This window comes from Brevibacillus sp. NPDC003359 (assembly GCF_042878995.1).
Lineage (GTDB): Bacteria > Bacillota > Bacilli > Brevibacillales > Brevibacillaceae > Brevibacillus.
The window spans coordinates 128842-148569 of record NZ_JBIAOR010000001.1; the positions used below are offsets into that span (position 1 = coordinate 128842).

The 19728-nt window shown below is 44.0% G+C and carries 16 protein-coding genes; 13 read left to right on the forward strand and 3 right to left on the reverse strand.

Going from position 1 to position 19728, the window contains the following annotated elements; translation table 11 throughout:
• The first annotated feature begins 43 nt into the window (after positions 1-43).
• Positions 44-385, forward strand: a complete 342-nt coding sequence (locus ACFYU8_RS00465) for an Asp23/Gls24 family envelope stress response protein (RefSeq protein WP_390296898.1) — start codon at positions 44-46, stop codon at positions 383-385.
• A gap of 46 nt (positions 386-431) precedes the next feature.
• On the opposite strand, the gene ftsW is transcribed toward ACFYU8_RS00465, so the two are convergent.
• Positions 432-1601 carry a putative lipid II flippase FtsW gene (gene ftsW, locus ACFYU8_RS00470; RefSeq protein ID WP_390296895.1) on the reverse strand — a complete coding sequence of 390 codons (1170 nt, stop codon included), beginning with the start codon at positions 1599-1601 and terminating at the stop codon, positions 432-434.
• 66 nt (positions 1602-1667) lie between these two features.
• Positions 1668-2012, reverse strand: coding sequence for a YugN family protein (locus tag ACFYU8_RS00475; RefSeq protein ID WP_390296892.1), 345 nt, complete (start codon positions 2010-2012; stop codon positions 1668-1670).
• 151 nt (positions 2013-2163) lie between these two features.
• On the opposite strand from ACFYU8_RS00475, the gene ACFYU8_RS00480 reads away from it, so the two are divergent.
• The 6 genes from ACFYU8_RS00480 to ACFYU8_RS00505 all read left to right on the forward strand — a co-directional run bounded on the left by ACFYU8_RS00480 (position 2164) and on the right by ACFYU8_RS00505 (position 11797).
• The gene (locus tag ACFYU8_RS00480) at positions 2164-2604 is read left to right on the forward strand and encodes a CBS domain-containing protein (RefSeq protein ID WP_390296889.1); all 441 of its coding nucleotides are present in this window, start codon (positions 2164-2166) and stop codon (positions 2602-2604) included.
• A 115-nt stretch (positions 2605-2719) separates the two neighbouring features.
• Positions 2720-3757 (forward strand): MerR family transcriptional regulator, encoded by a 1038-nt coding sequence (locus ACFYU8_RS00485; protein ID WP_390296886.1) that lies wholly within the window; start codon positions 2720-2722, stop codon positions 3755-3757.
• Positions 3758-4219: 462 nt separating this feature from the next.
• Positions 4220-4927, forward strand: coding sequence for a thermonuclease family protein (locus tag ACFYU8_RS00490; RefSeq protein WP_390296883.1), 708 nt, complete (start codon positions 4220-4222; stop codon positions 4925-4927).
• Between the two features lie 213 nt (positions 4928-5140).
• Positions 5141-6832 (forward strand): methyl-accepting chemotaxis protein, encoded by a 1692-nt coding sequence (locus ACFYU8_RS00495; protein ID WP_390296880.1) that lies wholly within the window; start codon positions 5141-5143, stop codon positions 6830-6832.
• A gap of 24 nt (positions 6833-6856) precedes the next feature.
• On the forward strand, positions 6857-9304 hold the full coding sequence (locus tag ACFYU8_RS00500; RefSeq protein WP_390296876.1) for an EAL domain-containing protein: 2448 nt from the start codon (positions 6857-6859) through the stop codon (positions 9302-9304).
• A 42-nt stretch (positions 9305-9346) separates the two neighbouring features.
• Entirely contained in the window at positions 9347-11797 is a 2451-nt protein-coding gene (locus ACFYU8_RS00505) for a bifunctional diguanylate cyclase/phosphodiesterase (protein WP_390296873.1), read from the forward strand.
• 98 nt (positions 11798-11895) lie between these two features.
• Here the strand turns inward: ACFYU8_RS00505 and ACFYU8_RS00510 are convergent, their stop codons facing one another.
• A complete protein-coding gene (locus tag ACFYU8_RS00510; protein ID WP_390296870.1) occupies positions 11896-12402 on the reverse strand; it encodes a hypothetical protein in 507 nt (168 codons plus the stop codon).
• 345 nt (positions 12403-12747) lie between these two features.
• On the opposite strand from ACFYU8_RS00510, the gene ppsA reads away from it, so the two are divergent.
• The 6 genes from ppsA to ACFYU8_RS00540 all read left to right on the forward strand — a co-directional run bounded on the left by ppsA (position 12748) and on the right by ACFYU8_RS00540 (position 19693).
• Complete coding sequence (gene ppsA / locus ACFYU8_RS00515) at positions 12748-15363, forward strand: phosphoenolpyruvate synthase (protein ID WP_390296867.1); 2616 nt, start codon at positions 12748-12750, stop codon at positions 15361-15363.
• Between the two features lie 184 nt (positions 15364-15547).
• Positions 15548-15751 carry a copper chaperone CopZ gene (gene copZ, locus ACFYU8_RS00520; protein ID WP_390296864.1) on the forward strand — a complete coding sequence of 68 codons (204 nt, stop codon included), beginning with the start codon at positions 15548-15550 and terminating at the stop codon, positions 15749-15751.
• A gap of 102 nt (positions 15752-15853) precedes the next feature.
• On the forward strand, positions 15854-16480 hold the full coding sequence (locus tag ACFYU8_RS00525; protein WP_390296861.1) for a nitrite reductase: 627 nt from the start codon (positions 15854-15856) through the stop codon (positions 16478-16480).
• Between the two features lie 182 nt (positions 16481-16662).
• Positions 16663-16986: a metal-sensitive transcriptional regulator gene (locus ACFYU8_RS00530; RefSeq protein ID WP_390296858.1), complete on the forward strand. Its 324-nt coding sequence runs from the start codon at positions 16663-16665 to the stop codon at positions 16984-16986.
• A gap of 128 nt (positions 16987-17114) precedes the next feature.
• On the forward strand, positions 17115-17858 hold the full coding sequence (locus ACFYU8_RS00535) for a PIG-L deacetylase family protein (protein ID WP_390296855.1): 744 nt from the start codon (positions 17115-17117) through the stop codon (positions 17856-17858).
• A 17-nt stretch (positions 17859-17875) separates the two neighbouring features.
• The gene (locus ACFYU8_RS00540; RefSeq protein WP_390296852.1) at positions 17876-19693 is read left to right on the forward strand and encodes an ABC transporter substrate-binding protein; all 1818 of its coding nucleotides are present in this window, start codon (positions 17876-17878) and stop codon (positions 19691-19693) included.
• Positions 19694-19728 lie beyond the last annotated feature (35 nt).

Below are 19728 nucleotides of genomic sequence, written 5' to 3' on the forward strand. Positions count from 1 at the left end.
CCAGTGGGAGAAGTACGAAACGGGCGAAGAGGAGGACGTCCTGATGGCTGACAGGCTTGGCGAAATCAGAGTAGCAGATCAGGTGATCGCGATCATTGCTGGCGTTGCTGTAGAAGAAGTGTTGGAAGTCACAGTCCGTTCAGGCGGATTATATCAAGACTTGGCGAAAAAGCTGAATGGCGGCGCGAAAGGCATTACCGTATCTGTAATAGACGACAGAGTCACCATTGACATGAGTGTGTCCATCCGTTATGGTGCACAGATCCATCACGTCTGTCACGTCCTGCAGGAAAAAGTAAAAGAAGCGGTGGAAACATTGACGGGTCTGTATGTGGAAGCTGTGAATGTACGGGTGGAAACAATCGAACTCCTTCGAAACGAGTAAGAAAAAAGGGATACTGGACGCATCCGGTATCCCTTACGTATGTTTCTTACATGGTATATGGTTGTTTTTGCAATTGCTCTTCTACCTTCTGGCGACTGACTTCCCGCGAAATACTGAGCAAAAAGCCAGTGGCGAGCAGACATACGAGTAAGGAGGACCCACCATAACTGATAAACGGCAGTGGTACACCTGTCAGTGGAATCAAACCCGATACTCCGCCAATGTTTAAGATCGCCTGTATGGCGAACATGCTAACAACACCGATTCCGGCAAGACTGGCAAAGGTGTCTTTTACGCGCAGGCAAATATGGATGCCGCGCAACAAGAAAAGCAAGTAGATCAAGAGGAACACAGAAGCACCGATAAAACCAAGCTCTTCTGTCATGATCGAGAAAATAAAATCGGTATGCCTCTCCGGCAAGTACAAATACTTTTGAATGCTTTTTCCAAAGCCTGTCCCAGTCAAACCGCCATGTGCAATCGCAATCCAGGATTGAATGATGTTATAGCCAGTGCCATCCATATCACTCCATGGATTGAGGTAGGAGTAAATCCGATTCAAGGCATGGGGCTTTGCTGTGATGTATACCAATAGTGCAACAGTCACAGCTGGTGCACCGAGACCGATCAGTTGACGGATTTTGGCCCCACCACAGATCATGACAATCAAAGCACACCCGAGCAAGATGGCAGCAGAACCGAGGTCGGGTTGGACTATAATCAGCATAAAAAACATCCCTGTTACCATCAGTGGGGGCATCAAACCAGATTTCAGCTTTTGTATCCCGTTCCCTTTTTTGGAGATGATCGCTGCCAAGTACAGAATAAGGCCAAGCTTGGCAAACTCCGCAGGCTGTAAGGTTGCAGAACCGATTTCAAACCACGATCGGGCTCCGTTAACTTGCTTACCAATACCTGGAACAAGGACCAGGAGCAAAGAAAAGAAACTGACGAACGCTATCAATAAGAAATTTCTCTTATAAAAGGAGAAGGGAATGTTCATGGCCACCAGCATCCCAACGACACCGAGCAGCAAGAAAACCGATTGACGCTTCACGAAATAGAGCTCATCTCCGCCACAATAATCACAGCCGCCGCTTGTAAAACTAGTCAATGCGAAAATGGAGCTAGAGCTGAGCACCATGGTTATGCCAAACCCAACAAGTAGGGCGGTCAAAAACAGGAGCAAGAAGTCAGGAACGCCCCTCGTCTTCATAAAAATACCCCCCTCTACGTGAAACAGAGAGGGGATTCCTCTCTGTACACCGTGCCATTTCATTTTTTAGTGTGAGGACAGCTTTTCGCCCAGCATTTGCAGCTTCAATTTCGCTGTTTTTACCACGGAGTCCGGCATTGGGTAATCGTAATCCAGACCGTGTGGGAAAAGATGTTTGCCCATATAAGGATCTTCGAGCTTCAGGACGGCGTGCGTATCCTCCAGTTTGCCTTCTGACACGTTTGCTTCGATACGCAGGTAGAAGACGTTGCCTTTATCATGGATTTTATAATCGTATGTAGCATGCTTGTAATCCCAAGCGCCGCGATCAAAGCCGAGTTCGCTCATGTAGTGCTCCAGATCGGCGAAAAAGACTTCTTTCGTGCCAATCCCCGTGTCCTTAATGACCATTCTTTTTCCTCCTAAAAATGGGTGAGATATTCACTTATTAATCATAGTCTGTTTTTGGAAGAAGCGCAATATATCATACTCTTTCTTGAGAATGAAACGATAGGTGAGCGGACAAACTACAATCGTTGATTAGCAAAAGGAGGAGAAGGAAATGGCAAAGCTGGAAAATCGCACACTGCGCGAAATTATGACAAAAGATGTCGCTACTGTGACGCTTAAGGATAATGTGTATGAAGTGGCTTGCAAAATGCGTGACTGGAATGTAGGGGTCATTCCGGTTGTGGATGAAAAAAATGATGTGATCGGTATCATCACGGACCGCGATATTGTAATTCGCGGTTTGGCTGAAAAGCATGAAGGATCGACTGCCACCGAGGTAGTCATGACACAGGACATTATTCTCGGTCAACCAGGAACAACGGTTGATGAAGCGGCAAGGATCATGGCCCAACATCAAATTCGTCGATTGCCTGTCGTCGAGAAGGGCAAGCTGGTTGGCATTGTGGCGCTGGCAGATATGGCTGTTCGCCAAGTTCACCAGGATGAGGCGAGTGACGCTCTCCAACAAATTTCCGAGCCGGCGACACATTAATAGGATAGAAACGAGTTGTCGGGAGGAATCTCGGCAGCTTTTTTTCTTTCGTTCTGTACATTCACGCTGCGTCAAGGTTTATGATAGGGAAAGAATGATACAGGGAGAGAGTTCCATGCAAATCAAAGACATGGCCCATCGCTTGCAAATAACCCCGCGTGCGATTCGATATTATGAAGAAAAAGGGTTGATCAAGCCATCGAAAGCAGATGTGTCCGGGTATCGCCAGTTCACAGAGGAAGACGTCTGGAGGCTGCAAACCATCATTACACTACGCGAGGTCGGGATGGCGGTAGAAGACATTCGGGAGCTTTTGATTCAAATGAATGATCAGGAAGGCAGTCTTCTCCATTATTTAGAGCTGCAGCGTTCGTTTATGTATACAAGGTGGGTAGAAATGAGCAAGGTCATCCAAACGACAGAAGCGATGATTGAGCGGATAAAGGGCAGAGAAACGATTGATCCAGGAGAGCTGTTTACACTGGCAGAAGCGAACAAGCGATTGAAGCAGACGCGGGATAACTGGGTGGATCGATGGAATTTTAATGAATGGGCTGACCGTTATGATGAATGGGTACATGGCGGGAATGGTCATGAATCGTACGAAAACGTACTGGACGAGGTCGTCGCGACAGTTGTGGTCAAACCGGGAGAGTGCGGCTTGGATGCCGGAACGGGTACAGGAAACCTCGCAGGGCGTCTCGTGAAAAAAGGAGCTAGGATGAGCGGGTTCGATCAATCTCCGCAAATGCTGAAGCAATGCAGAGCGAAACACCCAGAGCTCGAGACGAAACTGGGGACCTTTTTCGCATTTCCGTTTTTAGAAAATCGATTTGATTTTGTAGCTACGAGTTATGCCTTGCACCATTTGACCGATGATCAGAAGCAGCTGGCCTTGACGGAATGTCGTCGCGTATTAAAATCAGGGGGGCGGTTGGTCATTGCCGATTTGATGTTTGTGGACCAGACGCATAGACAAGCTCATCTTGATGCGCTGGAGGAGGCAGGTCATACGAGAATGATAGCTGATATTCAGGATCGCTGTTATGCAGATCGCTCCCGATTGCTACAGGAGCTTGCAAATCTTGGGTTTACAAATGAAGTAAGACAGCTTGGCACCTATACGCATTTGATCTTGTCTACTTGTAAATAGATCATCCTTAGGATGTTTTTTAATAAGTCGTCTTTTGAACACGCATTTCACTTTTGGGCTCTTCCAACTACTGGCACGCGTATAGCCTTCTGCATAGGCTGTAGCGAGAAGGAAAGGAGGACTCCACCATGGGTCTGTTCGACGGTTTTTTTGATCGTGATAACGAGGAATTTATATGGATTATTATTGTCGTGGTCGTCCTGTTGTTCTTGTTTAGCGCCGATCGTGACTAAAGTCTGGACGTATAGACAAAACGACCTTGCCGCAGGTCGTTTTTTTCGTTAGGAAAAAAGGACTTCTTTCTTCAACACATGCTCGCGCGGCGACTGTTCCCGTGGCGCGACGTAAGGGGTCAGGGAGAAGCAATCTTGAACGTTTGTACTTTTTCCTCTCCTATTGACCTGCGTTGGCAAATCCACTACGCTGGAAAACAATGCAACGTAGAAGAGGGGAAGAAAGAAAATGAAGCACGTAAGAATATATCTGCTCGCACTGGTTCTTTTGCTTTCGGCATGTGGAGCATCCGGGCAGCCCGAAGCTAACGGCGAGATAGATGCTGTGATCAAACGAGTGGTTGATGGCGATACATTCGAGCTGGACAGTGGGGAAAAAGTACGTATGATTGGCGTAGATACCCCGGAAACAGTGAAACCCAACCATCCAGTCGAACCATATGGGAAAGAAGCGAGCAATTACTCCAAAGAGCTTTTAACCGGAAAAAAGGTCAAGCTGAAGTTCGATGTCGAGCCCTATGACAAATACAAGCGTTTGCTTGCTTATGTATATATGGAAGACGGCACATTCGTCAATGAAAAGCTCATTCGTGACGGCTACGCCCGGATCATGACGATCCCACCGAATGTAGCCCAAGCAGACCTGTTCCTAGCAGCCGAGCGTGAGGCGCGGGAGCAGAATCGCGGGCTGTGGGCCTTAGAAGGGAAGCAGACAGAGACTCCTACGGAGAAAGCCAAGCCAAAACAGTCCAAGAACAATACCGCGGCAGACACCGCGCCACCAGAAGGCAAGACCATCAAGGGCAATATAAACAGCAAAGGCGACAAAATCTATCACGTTCCTGGCTCGGCTAGCTACGAGCAAACAAAAGCGGAAATGTGGTTTGCGACGGAGGAAGAAGCGCAGCAAGCAGGTTTTCGTGCTCCGAAACGATAATATTTGTAAGAAAGCCTCGCCTGCCGTTGCAGTCGGGGTTTTTATATTGTCGAAAAGAATTTCAAAGATGTTTCAGGACGATGTTGTATGATAAAAAAGTTCAAAAGACCTATAGAAAATGCCGTTACATAAGAGAAAGGGATTATTAAATAACTTACATCTTTCACAGAAAGAGAAATAATTCGTAGAATTACGATGGAGGAAACAACTATTATGAAGATGACAGTAAGGAAAAAGCTTTTTTTAGGCTTTTTGGCAGTGTTATTGCTTTTAGTGGCAGTCGCAGGGATTGGTTATTCTCAGATTTCATCCATCGATTCTCGCTACAGTAAGATGATCCAAGATCGTGTCAACAAGGAGATGTTGTCCAAGGACATTATCGCAAGTGTAAGTGAACGTCAAAAGTATGCACGCGGTTATGTCATTGTAGGCGACGACAGCTATCTGACGGGCTATACAAAAGCAAATGACAGCTATAAAGAGCTTACATCAGAACTATCCCAAATGGGCATGACGTCTGAAGGACAAAAGCTTGTAGCAGAGATGAACGAGCTGCATGCCCAACACGAGAAAATTATTGATCGGGTTGTTGCATTAAAACAACAAAACAAAGTAGAAGAGTACACGCGCTTGGTCAGAGATGAATGCACACCAGTCGGCGAATTATTTATTCAAAAAGCCCAAGAATTCGTTGATCTCGAACAGAAGCTGTTGGAACAAGATATTACTGAGCTGGATAGCAATATTCAATCTACGAAGCTTCTGGTTATCGTGCTAAGCTTGCTGGCGCTTTTCACTGGAGTAGGTATCGCCATTTTCATTGGAAGTGCCATTTCTCGTCCCGTTTTATTGATCACGAATGCAGCAGAACAAATTGCCGCAGGGAACTTAGCCTCAGCAGATATTCAAATCAAGAATCGCGACGAAATCGGTGAACTGGCCCGGCATTTTTCCCAAATGAAGCGCAATCTGCAAGATTTGTTAGAACAAGTCTCTTTCCATTCACAACAAGTAGCCGCATCCTCCGAGGAATTGACCGCCAGCTCCGAATTAACACGTCAGACAGCAGAGCATGTATCGCAATCGATCCAAGGTATTGCAGTAGGAGCTGAGCAGCAAGTCAATGATGCCGAGAATGCCACACAGATCGCAGTGAACATCTCTCAAGTTATGCAGCAAGTATCAATGAGCATGGAGCATGCGATCGGGTCATCCGTTGTAGCGAACCAAACTGCAACCGAAGGCAATGAAGTGGTAGTAAAATCAATCGAGCAAATGAATGAGATTAATCAAAGAGTGAGTTCTTCTACCGAAGTGGTCAACATGCTCGGCGAAAAATCAAAAGAAGTCGGCTCAATCGTTTCGATTATTACCGAAATCGCTAGTCAAACGAACTTATTGGCTTTAAACGCAGCGATTGAAGCGGCGAGAGCGGGAGAACAGGGAAGAGGATTCGCAGTCGTAGCGGATGAAGTTCGCAAATTAGCAGAACAATCCGCACAAGCAGCTTCGCAAATCACATCCATCATCGGGGATATTCAAAGAGATACGGAAATGGCGATTCACGTCATGAGTCAAGGGGACATAGCTGTTAAAGAAGGAGTCATCATGATCGAACAAGCTGGGGTTGCCTTCTATAAAATTCTAAGAGTAGTAGACGAAGTCTCGAAAAGAACACAAGAAATGTCAGGACAAATCAAAGAAGCCAATAACGGAAGTGTTTCCGTAGTGGAATTTATAGAGGGAATTGCGCATGTTTCAAGAATGGCAGCGGAAAATACGCAAAGCGTAGTTTCTTCTGTACAAGAACAATCAGCTTCTATGGATCAGATTACAACCGCTTCCAGTACACTCGCCGAAATGGCAGAAGAGCTGCAGCATTCCATCCGTAAGTTTCAATTGTAGTGCGACAACAGGTGGGGGTGCCATGTGTTTAATCAAATCAGAGATGTTAAGTATGCATTATCTGCATTGGAAGAGTCATCTGTTATTTCGATAACAGATGAAAAAGGAATCATCACCTACGTCAATCACAACTTCTGTCTAATCTCCAAGTTTAGTAGAGACGAATTAATCGGTATGAACCATAACATCGTCGATTCCGGTTTCCATTCGCGAAACTATTTTAAAGCGTTATGGGATACAATCGGCCGAGGAAAAGTATGGAAAGGCGAAATGAAAAATCGGGCAAAGGACGGTACGGAATATTGGCTTAGCATGACATTAGTGCCGTTCATGAACGACAGTGGATTCCTTTATCAGTACGTGGCAATCGGGACGGACATCACGAAACGAAAGCAGATGGAAGAGTCTCTTTCGAAAACGATGAAAGACTTGCACGATATCAAAAATGCACTTGATGAATCTTCGATTGTAGCGATTACAGACGATAAAGGCGTCATTACCTATGTAAATGACAAGTTTTGTGAAATCTCCAGATACGAAGTGGATGAATTAGTAGGAAATACACATCGGGTCATTAACTCTCGCTATCATTCCAAGTCGTTTTTTAAATTGATGTGGGAAACGATCAAGCAAGGTCGAGTCTGGAAGGGCGAAGTGAAGAATCGCGCCAAAAACGGCAATGAATACTGGATGAATACGACCATCGTGCCATTTCTAGACGACCGGGGAGTACCGTATCAATATGTGTCGATCCGCACGGATATTACCGACCGAATTGAAGCAGAGGCAGCTTTGGCAGAAGCATTGCAAAACGATTTTCGAAGAACGGTTCAAAACTTGCAAAACTGTGTGTTCAAGATCGTGACAGATCCGAAAGGGAACATCACCTATACCTTGTGTGAAGGGAAAATTGCAGAAGAGCTTGGGTTAACATCTGAGAGGATGCTGAGAAAAACGTCGTATGAAATCTTTCCTTATGATGTGGCTGAGCAATTGGAAAGCAATTTTCGCAGAGCGTTTGCTGGTGAGCCCGTTACCTTTGAACTGAAATTATCCGGAAATGATTATTATATTACGCTGTCACCTATTGAGGAAAACGGGGAGATCGTGGAACTGGTAGGCTCCATGATTGATATCACCGAGAGAAAAAAGGCGGAAGAAACGATTCGCTATATGGCCCATTACGATTCCTTAACCAACCTGCCTAATCGAACGCTTTTTCATGAAAAACTGGCAAAGGCCATGCTCAAAGCAAAACAAAAAGACAAGGAAATTGGCGTGATGTTCATCGATTTGGATCGATTTAAAAACATAAATGATACGCTTGGTCACTCTATTGGGGATGTGCTTTTACAGGCAGTAGCAAATCGTCTAATCGGTTGTTTGCGAAAAGGGGACTCTGTTTCTCGACTAGGTGGAGATGAGTTCGCCATCGTTCTCACAGGTGTCACACGCAAAGAGGTTGGCGAAATTGCGCAGCGAATCATCACGAACATGTCCGATTCGATTACGTTAGAGCATATCGAAATCTTCATTACACCAAGCATCGGCATCAGCATGTATCCAGATGATGGAGAAGATATTGAAGCGCTGTTGAAGAATGCGGACGCCGCCATGTATTTGGCAAAAGAGCAAGGGAAAAATAATTATCAATTTTTCTCGGAGGAGCTGCATCAGGTTCTAGCCAAAAAGCTACAGCTTGAAAGAGAGTTGCGAAAAGCTTTGGATGAGAAACAATTTACGCTGCACTACCAGCCGAAGGTTCTTTTGCAGACGGGCCAGATAATAGGCATGGAGGCTTTGATTCGTTGGGAACATCCAGAGCTCGGCCTCATCCCACCTATTCAATTTATTCCGATCGCAGAAGAAACAGGCTTGCTCGTACCACTTGGCGAATGGGTGATGCGTACAGCCTGCCAACAGACAAAGGCATGGCAGGAAGCAGGGCATTCACAGCTTGCGGTTGCAGTGAATATCTCTTTGCGTCAATTTATGCAAAACAATCTCATCGAGATGATTACCTCCATCTTGGAAGAGACGAGACTAGCACCTCAATTTTTAGAGCTTGAAATTACGGAAAGCATGGCATTGGACGTGGACTACACCATTCGGATTTTGAATCGATTGAAAAGTCTCGGGATTAGCATCAGTATTGATGATTTTGGGACGGGTTACAGTTCTTTGAGCTATTTAAGTCAATTTCCGATCGATCGGCTAAAAATCGACCAATCCTTTGTCCGGAATTTGAATCCACGGAATCAAGCCATTATTAAAACGATCATTCATATGGCACACAACATGAAAATTGCCGTTATCGCAGAGGGAGTAGAAACACAAGAACATGCTGATTTTCTAAAGGAACAAATGTGTAACGAAGTCCAAGGGTACTTTTACAGTAAACCGCTCCCCACAAAAGAAATCGATTCGCTTTTGCAAATAAATCGTTATGGAGAATCAGGCAGCATGGTTTAAGTGAAACCATCCAGATTAACAAAAGGAAAGCGGTGAAGAAGCTTGGATCATCAGATACATGGGACGTACGACAGTTTCCTTGTGATACTATCTTATTTAATCGCGGTTGCAGCTTCTTTTTCTGCTCTCAACCTGGCAGCCAGAGTGAGTACAAGTAAGGGGAAGCATCAGCTACTCTGGTTGATTTTTGGTGCCACAACGATGGGGCTCGGAATATGGTTTATGCATTTTGTAGGAATGCTGGCACTTACCCTCCCCATAAAGGTTCTGTATGACATGAAATATGTCATCCTATCCGTCGTCCTTGCCATTTTTGTCTCAAGCATAGCCTTGTTTACAGTCACGAAAAGCAACCTGAATGAAAGACAGCTAGGTATCGCGGGAATTCTTATGGCTGCTGGAATATCTGGGATGCACTACGTTGGAATGGCCGCAATGATTATCGAGATTACATACAATACGTGGATCGTTATTCTATCCGTCATCATCGCAGCGACTGCTTCGGCAGCAGCACTTTGGCTCTTGTTTTACTTTCGCCGTGATCAGTCGAAATACGCGTATGTATACAAATTGGGCAGCTCACTCATTATGGGAGCTGCAATCGCGGGTATGCATTACACCGGGATGGTTGCCGCGCATTTCTACGTAACGGAAATGCCGACAACCGAGGTGGAAACGCAGATCGAATCGGAGACCCTGGCTTATATCATTGTTTTGGCCACCTTTTTACTGATCGGCATTACATTGTTCGGCTTATTTATTAACAAACGACTCTCGCAAAAAGATACGGTCATTCAGGAAAATGAAAGCTGGTATCGTTCCCTTTATAAAAATAACGAGTACGGCATTATTTCCTTAGATACAGGTGGATGTATTATCAAAATGAACCCGGCTGTCACGAAGATTGGTGGACTGCTGGAAGAAGAATTCATGAATCAACATGTATCCAAAATTGGCATGCATATTGTTGAGGAGAAAAGGGATATCACCAAAGATTCTTTTGCCCAGTCTTTTCAGCCCATTCGTAATAATTTTGAGACGACCATCCTTCATCCGAACGGAAATCTCGTGGAGCTGAGTGTGCTCAATGTCCCGGTTGAGATTGAAGGAGAGGTAGTGGGGAATCACATCATTGTGAAGGATATTACGGAAGAGAATCGCGCGAAAGAAAAAATCAAGTATTTAGCTTATCACGATGAGTTGACCGACCTACCGAACCGAAGAAAGTTTAATCAAGTCCTTCATCAATCGATTGAAAAAAGTAGCCAAGATTCATCGAGCTTTGCTGTCATGGTTATTGACATCGATCGGTTCAAAATGATCAATGATTCCTTGGGACACTCCTATGGCGATATCTTTTTGCAGGGAGTCAGTAACCGAATCGTAGAAAGTGCAGAAGGGTACCATGCAACCATTGCGCGGATGGGGGGAGATGAATTTACCATCCTCTGCGCAACCGGAGCGGACCGCAAGGAAGCGGCGAGTTTAGCTGATAAGATCATTGAAGCGTTGAAACAGCCATTCTCGCTAAAAGACAGTGAATTTTACATATCAGCAAGTATTGGAACGGCAATATTCCCAGACCACGGTACAGATGTCGTCGCGTTGCTCAAAAAAGCGGATACGGCTATGTACGAGGTGAAAAAACAGGGAAAAAATGGTCACCTATTCTATACGTCAGATTTTGATGTCCAATTGCTGGAAAATATTGAAATCGAAAGTGATCTCCGAAAAGCAATTGAACGAAATGAACTGGTGGTGTATTACCAACCTCAATTTCATGCGGAAAGTAATCGCATGATCGGAGTGGAGGCGCTCGTCAGGTGGAATCATCCAACCAAGGGGATGCTTTCACCGGGAGTGTTTATCCCTATTGCAGAAGAGACAGGGATGATCTATGAGATAGGTACATGGGTGCTTCGCGAAGCGTGTAGGCAAATGAAGCAGTGGCATGATAAAGGGGGACCGTTGATACCCGTCTCCGTCAACTTGTCCTCTCATCAATTCCACCAGCGGAACCTAGTCCAGTACATCAAAAATATTCTCGCTGAAACCAAGCTTGCCCCGCACTTTTTGGAACTGGAAATCACGGAGAGCATGATGATGGATCCGGCAGTATCGATCAGTATCCTGCATGAGTTAAACAAAATCGGAACGAGAATCAGCTTGGATGATTTCGGTACGGGCTACAGTTCATTGAGTTATTTGAAAAAGTTCCCGATCCACAAACTAAAAATTGATCGCTCCTTCATAACAGACCTGTCTCGAAATGATAACGATAAAGCCATTGTGGCCACCATTATTTCGATGGCGCAGCATCTGAAATTGGATGTGATTGCAGAAGGCATTGAAACGAAGGATCAGTTGGACATTTTAACAGAAAATCATTGCAAGGAAATTCAAGGGTACTATTACAGTCGCCCATTATCTGCGAATGAGGTGGAGCAAGTGTTTTTTGTTCCCACCAGGAGGCATCTCAGCCAAGAAGCGTAAGGAAAAACTCCCTATCTTTTAGCGATAGAGAGAAATCGAATTGGAAAATAAAAAGGTATTCAGGAGCAAAAAATACATTCCTGAATACCTCTTTTTATTTAACTATCGAAACCGTTAGTTGAATGAGACTGTAGCAATCCTTTAATTACATCTATTTTTGTTACGTCTTTATTATTGTTTTTTGTCCTTCTATAGCTGTCGTGTAAGCATCTAGAATAAACCTTTAAGAAATCTTCTAAACGTAATGTTTGATACTTCGCTCCATCTAATTCAATTCGTTCAAGTCTTGTGTAATCTACACCTGCAAAATCAGCCAAATCTTCCATAAAAGAAAATGCTAGCTTGATTCCTTCCTTACGAAATTCATGTTCTTGCAAGTCCACAAAGGTGTAACCCATTTTTTCAACTGTCAGCTGTAAGTCGCTCCACCTCTCGTTCAGAAATTCTAATGGCACAAGAAGGTCAATATCTTGTGGATCGAAGTCAATGCCTGATTTCATTTGTAGACCTAGAGAGCCGTACAAAACTGGAATAATGTCAAGTTCACTGTTTAGGATTCTTGCAATATTTAAAAATTCATTAAACTTATTATTTGCTGTTTCCAAAACAGAAGCCTCCATTTTCATACATCAAAGAGATATCCTACATTGTATCAATTTCCCATCACTTCGTATATGTGTTACTACGACTTATCAGCTATACGACTGAGTCTAATGTAAAATCCATTTTGGTGGACTCAATAAGGTATTGGTTGTGGAAAATCAAAAAAGAACCTGGGTAATTTACCAGGTTCGTTCATATTGCACATGTATAGACACGATGATATAATCGGATTACGACTGTTTTTATTGTTGAAAGCATAAGTGCTGAACCTTACACTTTAATCGTACCATTCCGGTGAACTCTTGTCAAATGTTTTTTCTCAATTTAATGGGTAGGAGAGATGTTGAATGAGTTCTTTCGTTCTCGGTTTTCAGGAAATGGAAAAAACGCAGCTTTTGCTCGTTGGCGGAAAAGGGCTGAATTTAGGGGAGTTATCAAAAATTCAAGGAATACAAGTACCAGAAGGATTTTGTGTTACAACAGTGGGATATCAAAAAGCCATCGTACAAAACGAAGCGTATCATGCTTTGTTGGATCGATTAGCCATGCTAAAAGTAGAAGATCGAAATCAAATTGGTGAAATCAGCAGGAAGATTCGACAGATCATTATGGAAGTAGAAATTCCTTCCGATGTTGTGAAAGCCGTTACTCACTATCTCTCCCAGTTTGGAGAGGAACACGCTTATGCCGTGCGATCTAGTGCGACTGCTGAAGATTTACCACATGCCTCTTTTGCTGGTCAACAAGACACCTATTTAAATATCATCGGCGTCGATTCCATCTTGCAGCATATCAGCAAATGTTGGGCTTCCCTATTTACGGATCGAGCGGTAATCTACCGTATTCAAAATGGATTTGACCACAGTCAAGTTTTCATATCCGTTATCGTTCAAAAAATGGTTTTCCCACATGCTTCAGGCATTTTATTTACCGCTGATCCAATTACATCCAGCCGGAAGTTGCTATCAATCGATGCCAGTTTTGGACTTGGAGAAGCACTGGTCTCGGGGTTGGTCTCCGCCGATTGTTATAAAGTACAGGAAGGGGAAATCGTTGATAAGAGGATAGCAACCAAAAAATTGGCGATCTATGGACGAAAAGAAGGCGGAACAGAGACACAGCAGATCGATCCTGATCAGCAAAAGACACAAACACTTACTGAACAACAAATTTTACAACTAGCACGTATTGGAAGACAGATCGAAGCTTATTTTGGTTGCCCACAAGATATTGAATGGTGTTTCGTTGATGATACTTTTTATATTGTCCAGAGTCGGCCAATCACGACTTTATACCCGATCCCTGAAGCGAATGATCAAGAAAATCACGTGTACGTATCAGTCGGCCATCAACAAATGATGACCGATGCCATGAAGCCACTGGGATTGTCTTTTTTCTTGTTAACGACTCCTGCACCCATGCGTAAAGCTGGTGGAAGGTTGTTTGTTAATGTTACAAATATGCTGGCTTCACCTGACAGCAGACAAACATTACTAGATACCCTGGGACAATCCCATCCTCTTATAAAAGACGCACTTATGACCATAATGGAGCGAGGAGATTTTATAAAATCCTTACCAGACGATAAAAAAGAACTGAGTTCCAGTAAAAGCAATAATAGTATCGCGTCTGCGGGTTCTCAAGCACAAATGGAAAGCGATCCGACAATTGTTTCTGATTTGATTACGAGTAGTCAAATTTCGATCGAAGAGTTAAAACAAAGCATCCAAACGAAATCAGGATCAGATTTATTTGATTTTATTCTAGAAGATATGCAGCAATTAAAGAAGATTTTATTTGACCCACAGAGTTTGGGCGTGATTATGGCTGCTATGGATGCTTCATCATGGATCAATGAAACAATGAACAAGTGGTTAGGTGAAAAAAACGTAGCAGATACGCTTTCTCAATCTGTACCAAACAATATTACTTCGCAAATGGGTCTAGCACTATTGGATGTCGCGGATGTCATTCGTCCTTATCCAGAAGTAATTGATTATTTACAACATGTACAAGATGATAACTTTTTGGATGAACTGATTAAGTTTGATGGTGGACAGGAAACCCAAGACGCTATCTATGATTATCTCAACAAATACGGAATGCGATGTGCCGGTGAAATTGATATGACGAAAACGCGTTGGAGCGAAAAACCATCTACACTGGTCCCCATGATTCTTAGTAATATCAAAAACTTTGAGCCTAATGCTAGCAATCGGAAATTTGAGCATGGGCGACAGGAAGCTTTGAAAAAAGAGCGAGAATTATTAGAGCGATTGAAGCAATTACCGGATGGGGAACAAAAAGCCAAAGAAACAAAACGAATGATCGACCTAATCCGGAATTTCAGCGGGTTTAGGGAATATCCAAAATACGGCATGGTTAATCGCTACTTTGTTTATAAGCAGGCTTTACTGAAAGAAGCCGAACAACTCGTACTAGCGAACGTTATTCATGAAAAAGAAGATATATACTATCTCACTTTTGAAGAACTTCATGAAGTCGTACGTACAAATAAATTAGATAACCAAATCATCAGCAAACGAAAAGACGAGTACAAATTATATGAAAAGCTAACTCCACCACGTGTTATCACGTCAGATGGTGAAATCATTATAGGCGAGTACAAACGAGAAAATCTCCCAGCCGAAGCTATTGTAGGTCTCGCTGTTTCTTCCGGAGTTATAGAGGGAAGAGCACGTGTCATCTTAAACATGGAAGATGCTGATCTAGAAGATGGAGATATATTAGTCACCGCCTTTACTGACCCAAGCTGGACACCATTGTTTGTATCCATAAAAGGCCTAGTCACCGAAGTTGGTGGACTGATGACCCATGGAGCAGTTATCGCACGTGAATATGGCTTACCAGCAGTTGTCGGCGTAGAAAATGCTACCAATCTGATAAAAGACGGGCAACGAATCCGCGTGCATGGAACAGAAGGGTATATCGAAATATTGTAATAATGGGTACGATCGTTCAATCAAAATAGCGGCGAGCCTAAGACGTTATTTTCAGGTCTTTGTTTGCCGCTGTTTTATTTATTAGGCACGCAGCAGGAAAATGTAAATTGGGTATTGCATACCATACAGGGGTATCGTAAAATACAATCAAGTAAAGCTTCCCAAAATCAAAGGAGGATGTAAGATGAATGTCACTTTGAATGTACAAGGAATGTCCTGCAATCACTGCGTCATCTCCATAGAAGGTGCCCTTCAAAATCTAGACGGAGTTAGCCAAGCAAAGGTAAGCCTTGCTGACAATCAGGTAAGCGTGACTTTCGATGAATCCGTTGTTTCGTTAGAAAATGTGAAAGAGACTATTGAAGATCAAGGATACGATGTCGTTTAAAGCAGAGGTCTCGTGAAAGGCTGTGATAGTTGAATTGCAGCCTTTCTAACGGCTCTTTTTAACTGAATATTATAAAATTAATGAGTGTAGGAGGAATGCCTCTTGAAGCGTGTACAGTTTGCTGTAAGTCCAGAAATTCGTGTCGGAGGTTCCGTGTTTACTCCAACAGATATGGTAGCGATCGGTCAAATCGTTGGCGAGGATGCACAAATTGAGCTGTCTATCTTTCAGCAGCTCATTGTCGAGATGAACGAAGAGAAGGCTGAGGATGCGAAAAAAGCACTGCGTGAAAAAGGCTTATGCGTGTACGAAACAGGCTCTGTTGTGAAGAATTTGTCTGTCTGTTCTTTTTGCAAAGGAGCAGAGATGGAAGGGCTAGAGGCAGCGAGAAATTTAAATGATACGATTGCAGGGATGACCGTTCCTTTTACGATGAGGGTCGGTTATACGGGATGCCCAAATGCCTGTGGTGAGCCGTTGGTAAAAGATATTGGGATCGTCAAACGAAAAGAAACCTTTGAAATCTACGTTGGAGGCCAATCGAAAACAATGGAGGCCAAAACAGCCGAGCTGTTGGTCGAGCAGGTGAAGGAAGAACAATTATCCTCCATCGTCCAAAGCATCATTACGTTATATCAGACGCATGGGAAAAAGCGAGAGAAGTTTTTCAAGTTTGTCGAGCGATATGGATTGGAGAATGTCCGAAAAGAATTAGGGCTGTCTTCCTGACAAGGGAGCAGAGGAGAGGTGTCATTCGTGCTGGTTGAATGACGATTGGGCACTCGGCATCAAAATGAGGGTTTTAATACCGGGTAGGGGTATGGTAAGATGATTCTTGAAGAAGTTGAAAAATTTCCATTATAATCGAAGCGTATTCTCAACTGATTGCATTATTTTGAGGAGGAATCTCATTGTCAAGTGCAGAATTGAACGTTGTTCCGTCTTGTCATACATCTGAACGAAACAGTCATCATTCAGAAAAAACCAAGCAAAACTTACAGGCGCGCCTCAATCGGATCGAGGGACAGATTCGCGGGATTAAAGGCATGGTAGAGAAGGATGCTTATTGTGATGATGTCTTGAATCAAATCGCTGCGGTACAATCTGCCTTAAATTCAGTGGGACGTATCCTTTTGGAAGGACATATGAAATCCTGTGTGATTGAACGCATCCAGGAAGGGGACAACGCAGTCATTGATGAGCTATTAACGACGATGAATAAGCTCATGAAATAAAAAGCTTCAGAAATGAAGCTTTTTTATTATTGCGAAATATAGGCTAGTGGGGTATAGTATTTTAAAGTCAGAATATTTTAATAATATAAAAAATATCAATCAAAAAGGATGACAAGGGAGATGAAAAAATGGGCAAGAAAATGTTGCTATTAGGTGTGTACGGCATGGAAGTGGTGGAGTGTGGCGGTGCTCTTGCCATAAACGTGAACAATGGAGGGGAATCGTACGCCTCGATCATGCTGTCTAGCGAAAAATCACGCCCGCAGGTTACAGAGGCAGCATCGGTATTGGGGGTTCAGATGTATTTTCCCGGCTTTCAATCGGGTTATGTAGATATCAGTCCGGAGTCCAAGAAAAAGCTCGTACGGATTATCCGGGAAGTGAAGCCAGATATTATCATTACGCAGGATCCGGAGCATTCCTTTCACGACTTGGACCCAGATCGTAGACAAGCCATGATTTTGATTTTAGAAAGTATCGCATTAGCAAGCAGGGAGTTTGCCTTAGATGAAATGCCCGGCTTGGATGCTCACCCGATCCCGACGATCTATTACATGACTCCGCATCATCCCAACTGTGTCGTGGATATTTCATCGGTGTGGGAACAAAAAAATCAAGCAATGGATGTCTTGCACAGTCAGATGGAGTTCAGTGGCCAGCATTTTGAGGAAGCGGTCGATGCGAAGGCAATGGAGGCAATCGTCCCCGGGTTTTCCGCGTTACCCTCTGACTACGAAAAGGGAAGAGCCGTGCACAAAGTACTCGATCAAGCCATACACGTCTATCACGGTTTGGCAACGCATGGTCATTTTGCCTTAGCAGAAGCATATAAACGTGATGGGAACTTCCATTTGAAAGAACTGATCAACTAATAGGAGAGAGATGTCGGATGAAGCATAATCGAATCGCGATCATATGGCTGCTCATCGCTCTGTTTACCACGTTGTTCGTTGTTCCGGCAGGTGCCGAGAATCACAAGGAGGTGAAGCTGGGGATCACACAGGATGAACGCTCCCTGAATCTGTACACATACAATACAGGCTTTCCTGGACTCGAACTGGTAAATCTTCTCTACGACCCGCTATTTATCCTCGATAAAAGCAACAAACCCATCCCTTGGCTGGTCAAGGAATTCACGGTATCCGAAGATGGCAAGCAATACAAAATGATTTTGCATGACCAAATCTTGTGGCAGGACGGAAAGCCCTTGACCTCAGAGGATGTGAGGTTCACTTATGAATACTTGTTGAAATATAAAAAATCCCGTTTTACAACCCCAGCTTCACTCGTGAAAAACATTCAAACACCCGACTCAACCACCGTGATCATGGAGTTAGAGAAGCCTGAACCAGATTTTTTCATTCAACCTCTCGCTGATTTGCCGATTCTCCCCAAACACATTTGGAGCTCTGTGACTGATCCTGATAACTTCAACAATTCCTTGGGAAGTGGCCCATTCATTTTAGAGGACTACAAAAAGGATCAATTTTATAAGCTGAAAGCGAATCCGCAGTATTTTAAAGGAAAACCGGAAATCGATACGTTAGTCATCCCAATTATCGCAGAAGCAAACGCGATGTTTACAGCGTTAAAGGCAGGACAGCTGGACGTCATCAGTCGCAGAGTCCAGCCAGAACTCGTCAAAGAGTTTGAAAGCACTCCGTCTATTAAAGTGGAAAGAGGCCCGGGTTTTGCTACTACGTTTCTCCAATTCAACGCCGAAAAGTTCCCGATGTCCGATCAGAAATTTCGCCAAGCCATAAGTCTTGCCATCGACCCGCAATACTTGGTAGATACGGTTTTGCTCGGTTTTGGCACAAAAGGAAGTCCCGGATTTATTCATCCAGCTACTTCTTCTTACAACAAGGCAGTCGTACATAAGACCGATGTTGAGCAAGCCAAATCCATTCTTGAACAAGCAGGCTATAAAGACACGGACAGTGACGGACTGCGAGAGGCGCCAGATGGCAAAAAGCTCGAACTCATCAATCTGGTTCAATCAAATAATCCTTCTAGCATACGCTCTGCCGAAATCATTGCGGGATGGATGAAAACGATCGGGATTGATATGAAAGTTCGACCGATGGACCCTGATACCGTGATTAGTCTTGTCTGGCCCGAATATGATGTCACAAAAGGCCGGAATTATGACATGACGATGTTTGGCTGGTCGACTACGATGCAGCTGTTCCCTGCCAGATTAATTGATTTGTTCCACTCCGATCTAGCTGGCAAAGGGGGAACCAATATAGGTGGATTCAAAAGTGCAGAGTTTGACACGCTGGCTGAGCAGCTGGATGCCACGTTGGAACCGGAAAAACGCCAACAGATTATCAATCAGATGCAAGAGCAGGTAGCCAAAGAGTATCCGATCGTCCCCTTGTACTATGCGGAGGAAATTAGTGCGTACAATCCTGCTAAATACGAAGGCTGGGTATTCCAGGATGGAAAAGGCATTATCAACAAGCTCTCCTTTGTTTCCAATGGCGAAAAATCCGCTGTGACAACGGAACAGCCAGCAGCAACACCTGCAAGCACAACTCCTGCCGCTGCTACAGACAGTGCCACATCTGCATCCACGCAAGAACAGGCGAATGCGAATACAGGAAAAGGCACGACCTCGATCGTGACCATTCTCATCATTATCGTCGTCGTAGCGGGTGGATGGTATTTGCTCAGCAGAAGAAAAACGAAGAGCGAACGGTAATCAGGTTGACAGCTTCCCCTGCAGTAACACTCTTC

Coding starts and splice junctions, on each gene's coding strand:
- ACFYU8_RS00490 (WP_390296883.1), top strand. CDS start 4,220: ATGAAGCACGTAAGAATATATCTGCTCGCACTGGTTCTTTTGCTTTCG.
- ACFYU8_RS00495 (WP_390296880.1), top strand. CDS start 5,141: ATGAAGATGACAGTAAGGAAAAAGCTTTTTTTAGGCTTTTTGGCAGTG.
- ACFYU8_RS00535 (WP_390296855.1), top strand. CDS start 17,115: ATGGGCAAGAAAATGTTGCTATTAGGTGTGTACGGCATGGAAGTGGTG.
- ACFYU8_RS00540 (WP_390296852.1), top strand. CDS start 17,876: ATGAAGCATAATCGAATCGCGATCATATGGCTGCTCATCGCTCTGTTT.
- ftsW (WP_390296895.1), bottom strand. CDS start 1,601: ATGAAGACGAGGGGCGTTCCTGACTTCTTGCTCCTGTTTTTGACCGCC.
- ACFYU8_RS00485 (WP_390296886.1), top strand. CDS start 2,720: ATGCAAATCAAAGACATGGCCCATCGCTTGCAAATAACCCCGCGTGCG.
- copZ (WP_390296864.1), top strand. CDS start 15,548: ATGAATGTCACTTTGAATGTACAAGGAATGTCCTGCAATCACTGCGTC.
- ACFYU8_RS00480 (WP_390296889.1), top strand. CDS start 2,164: ATGGCAAAGCTGGAAAATCGCACACTGCGCGAAATTATGACAAAAGAT.
- ACFYU8_RS00475 (WP_390296892.1), bottom strand. CDS start 2,012: ATGGTCATTAAGGACACGGGGATTGGCACGAAAGAAGTCTTTTTCGCC.
- ppsA (WP_390296867.1), top strand. CDS start 12,748: ATGAGTTCTTTCGTTCTCGGTTTTCAGGAAATGGAAAAAACGCAGCTT.
- ACFYU8_RS00465 (WP_390296898.1), top strand. CDS start 44: ATGGCTGACAGGCTTGGCGAAATCAGAGTAGCAGATCAGGTGATCGCG.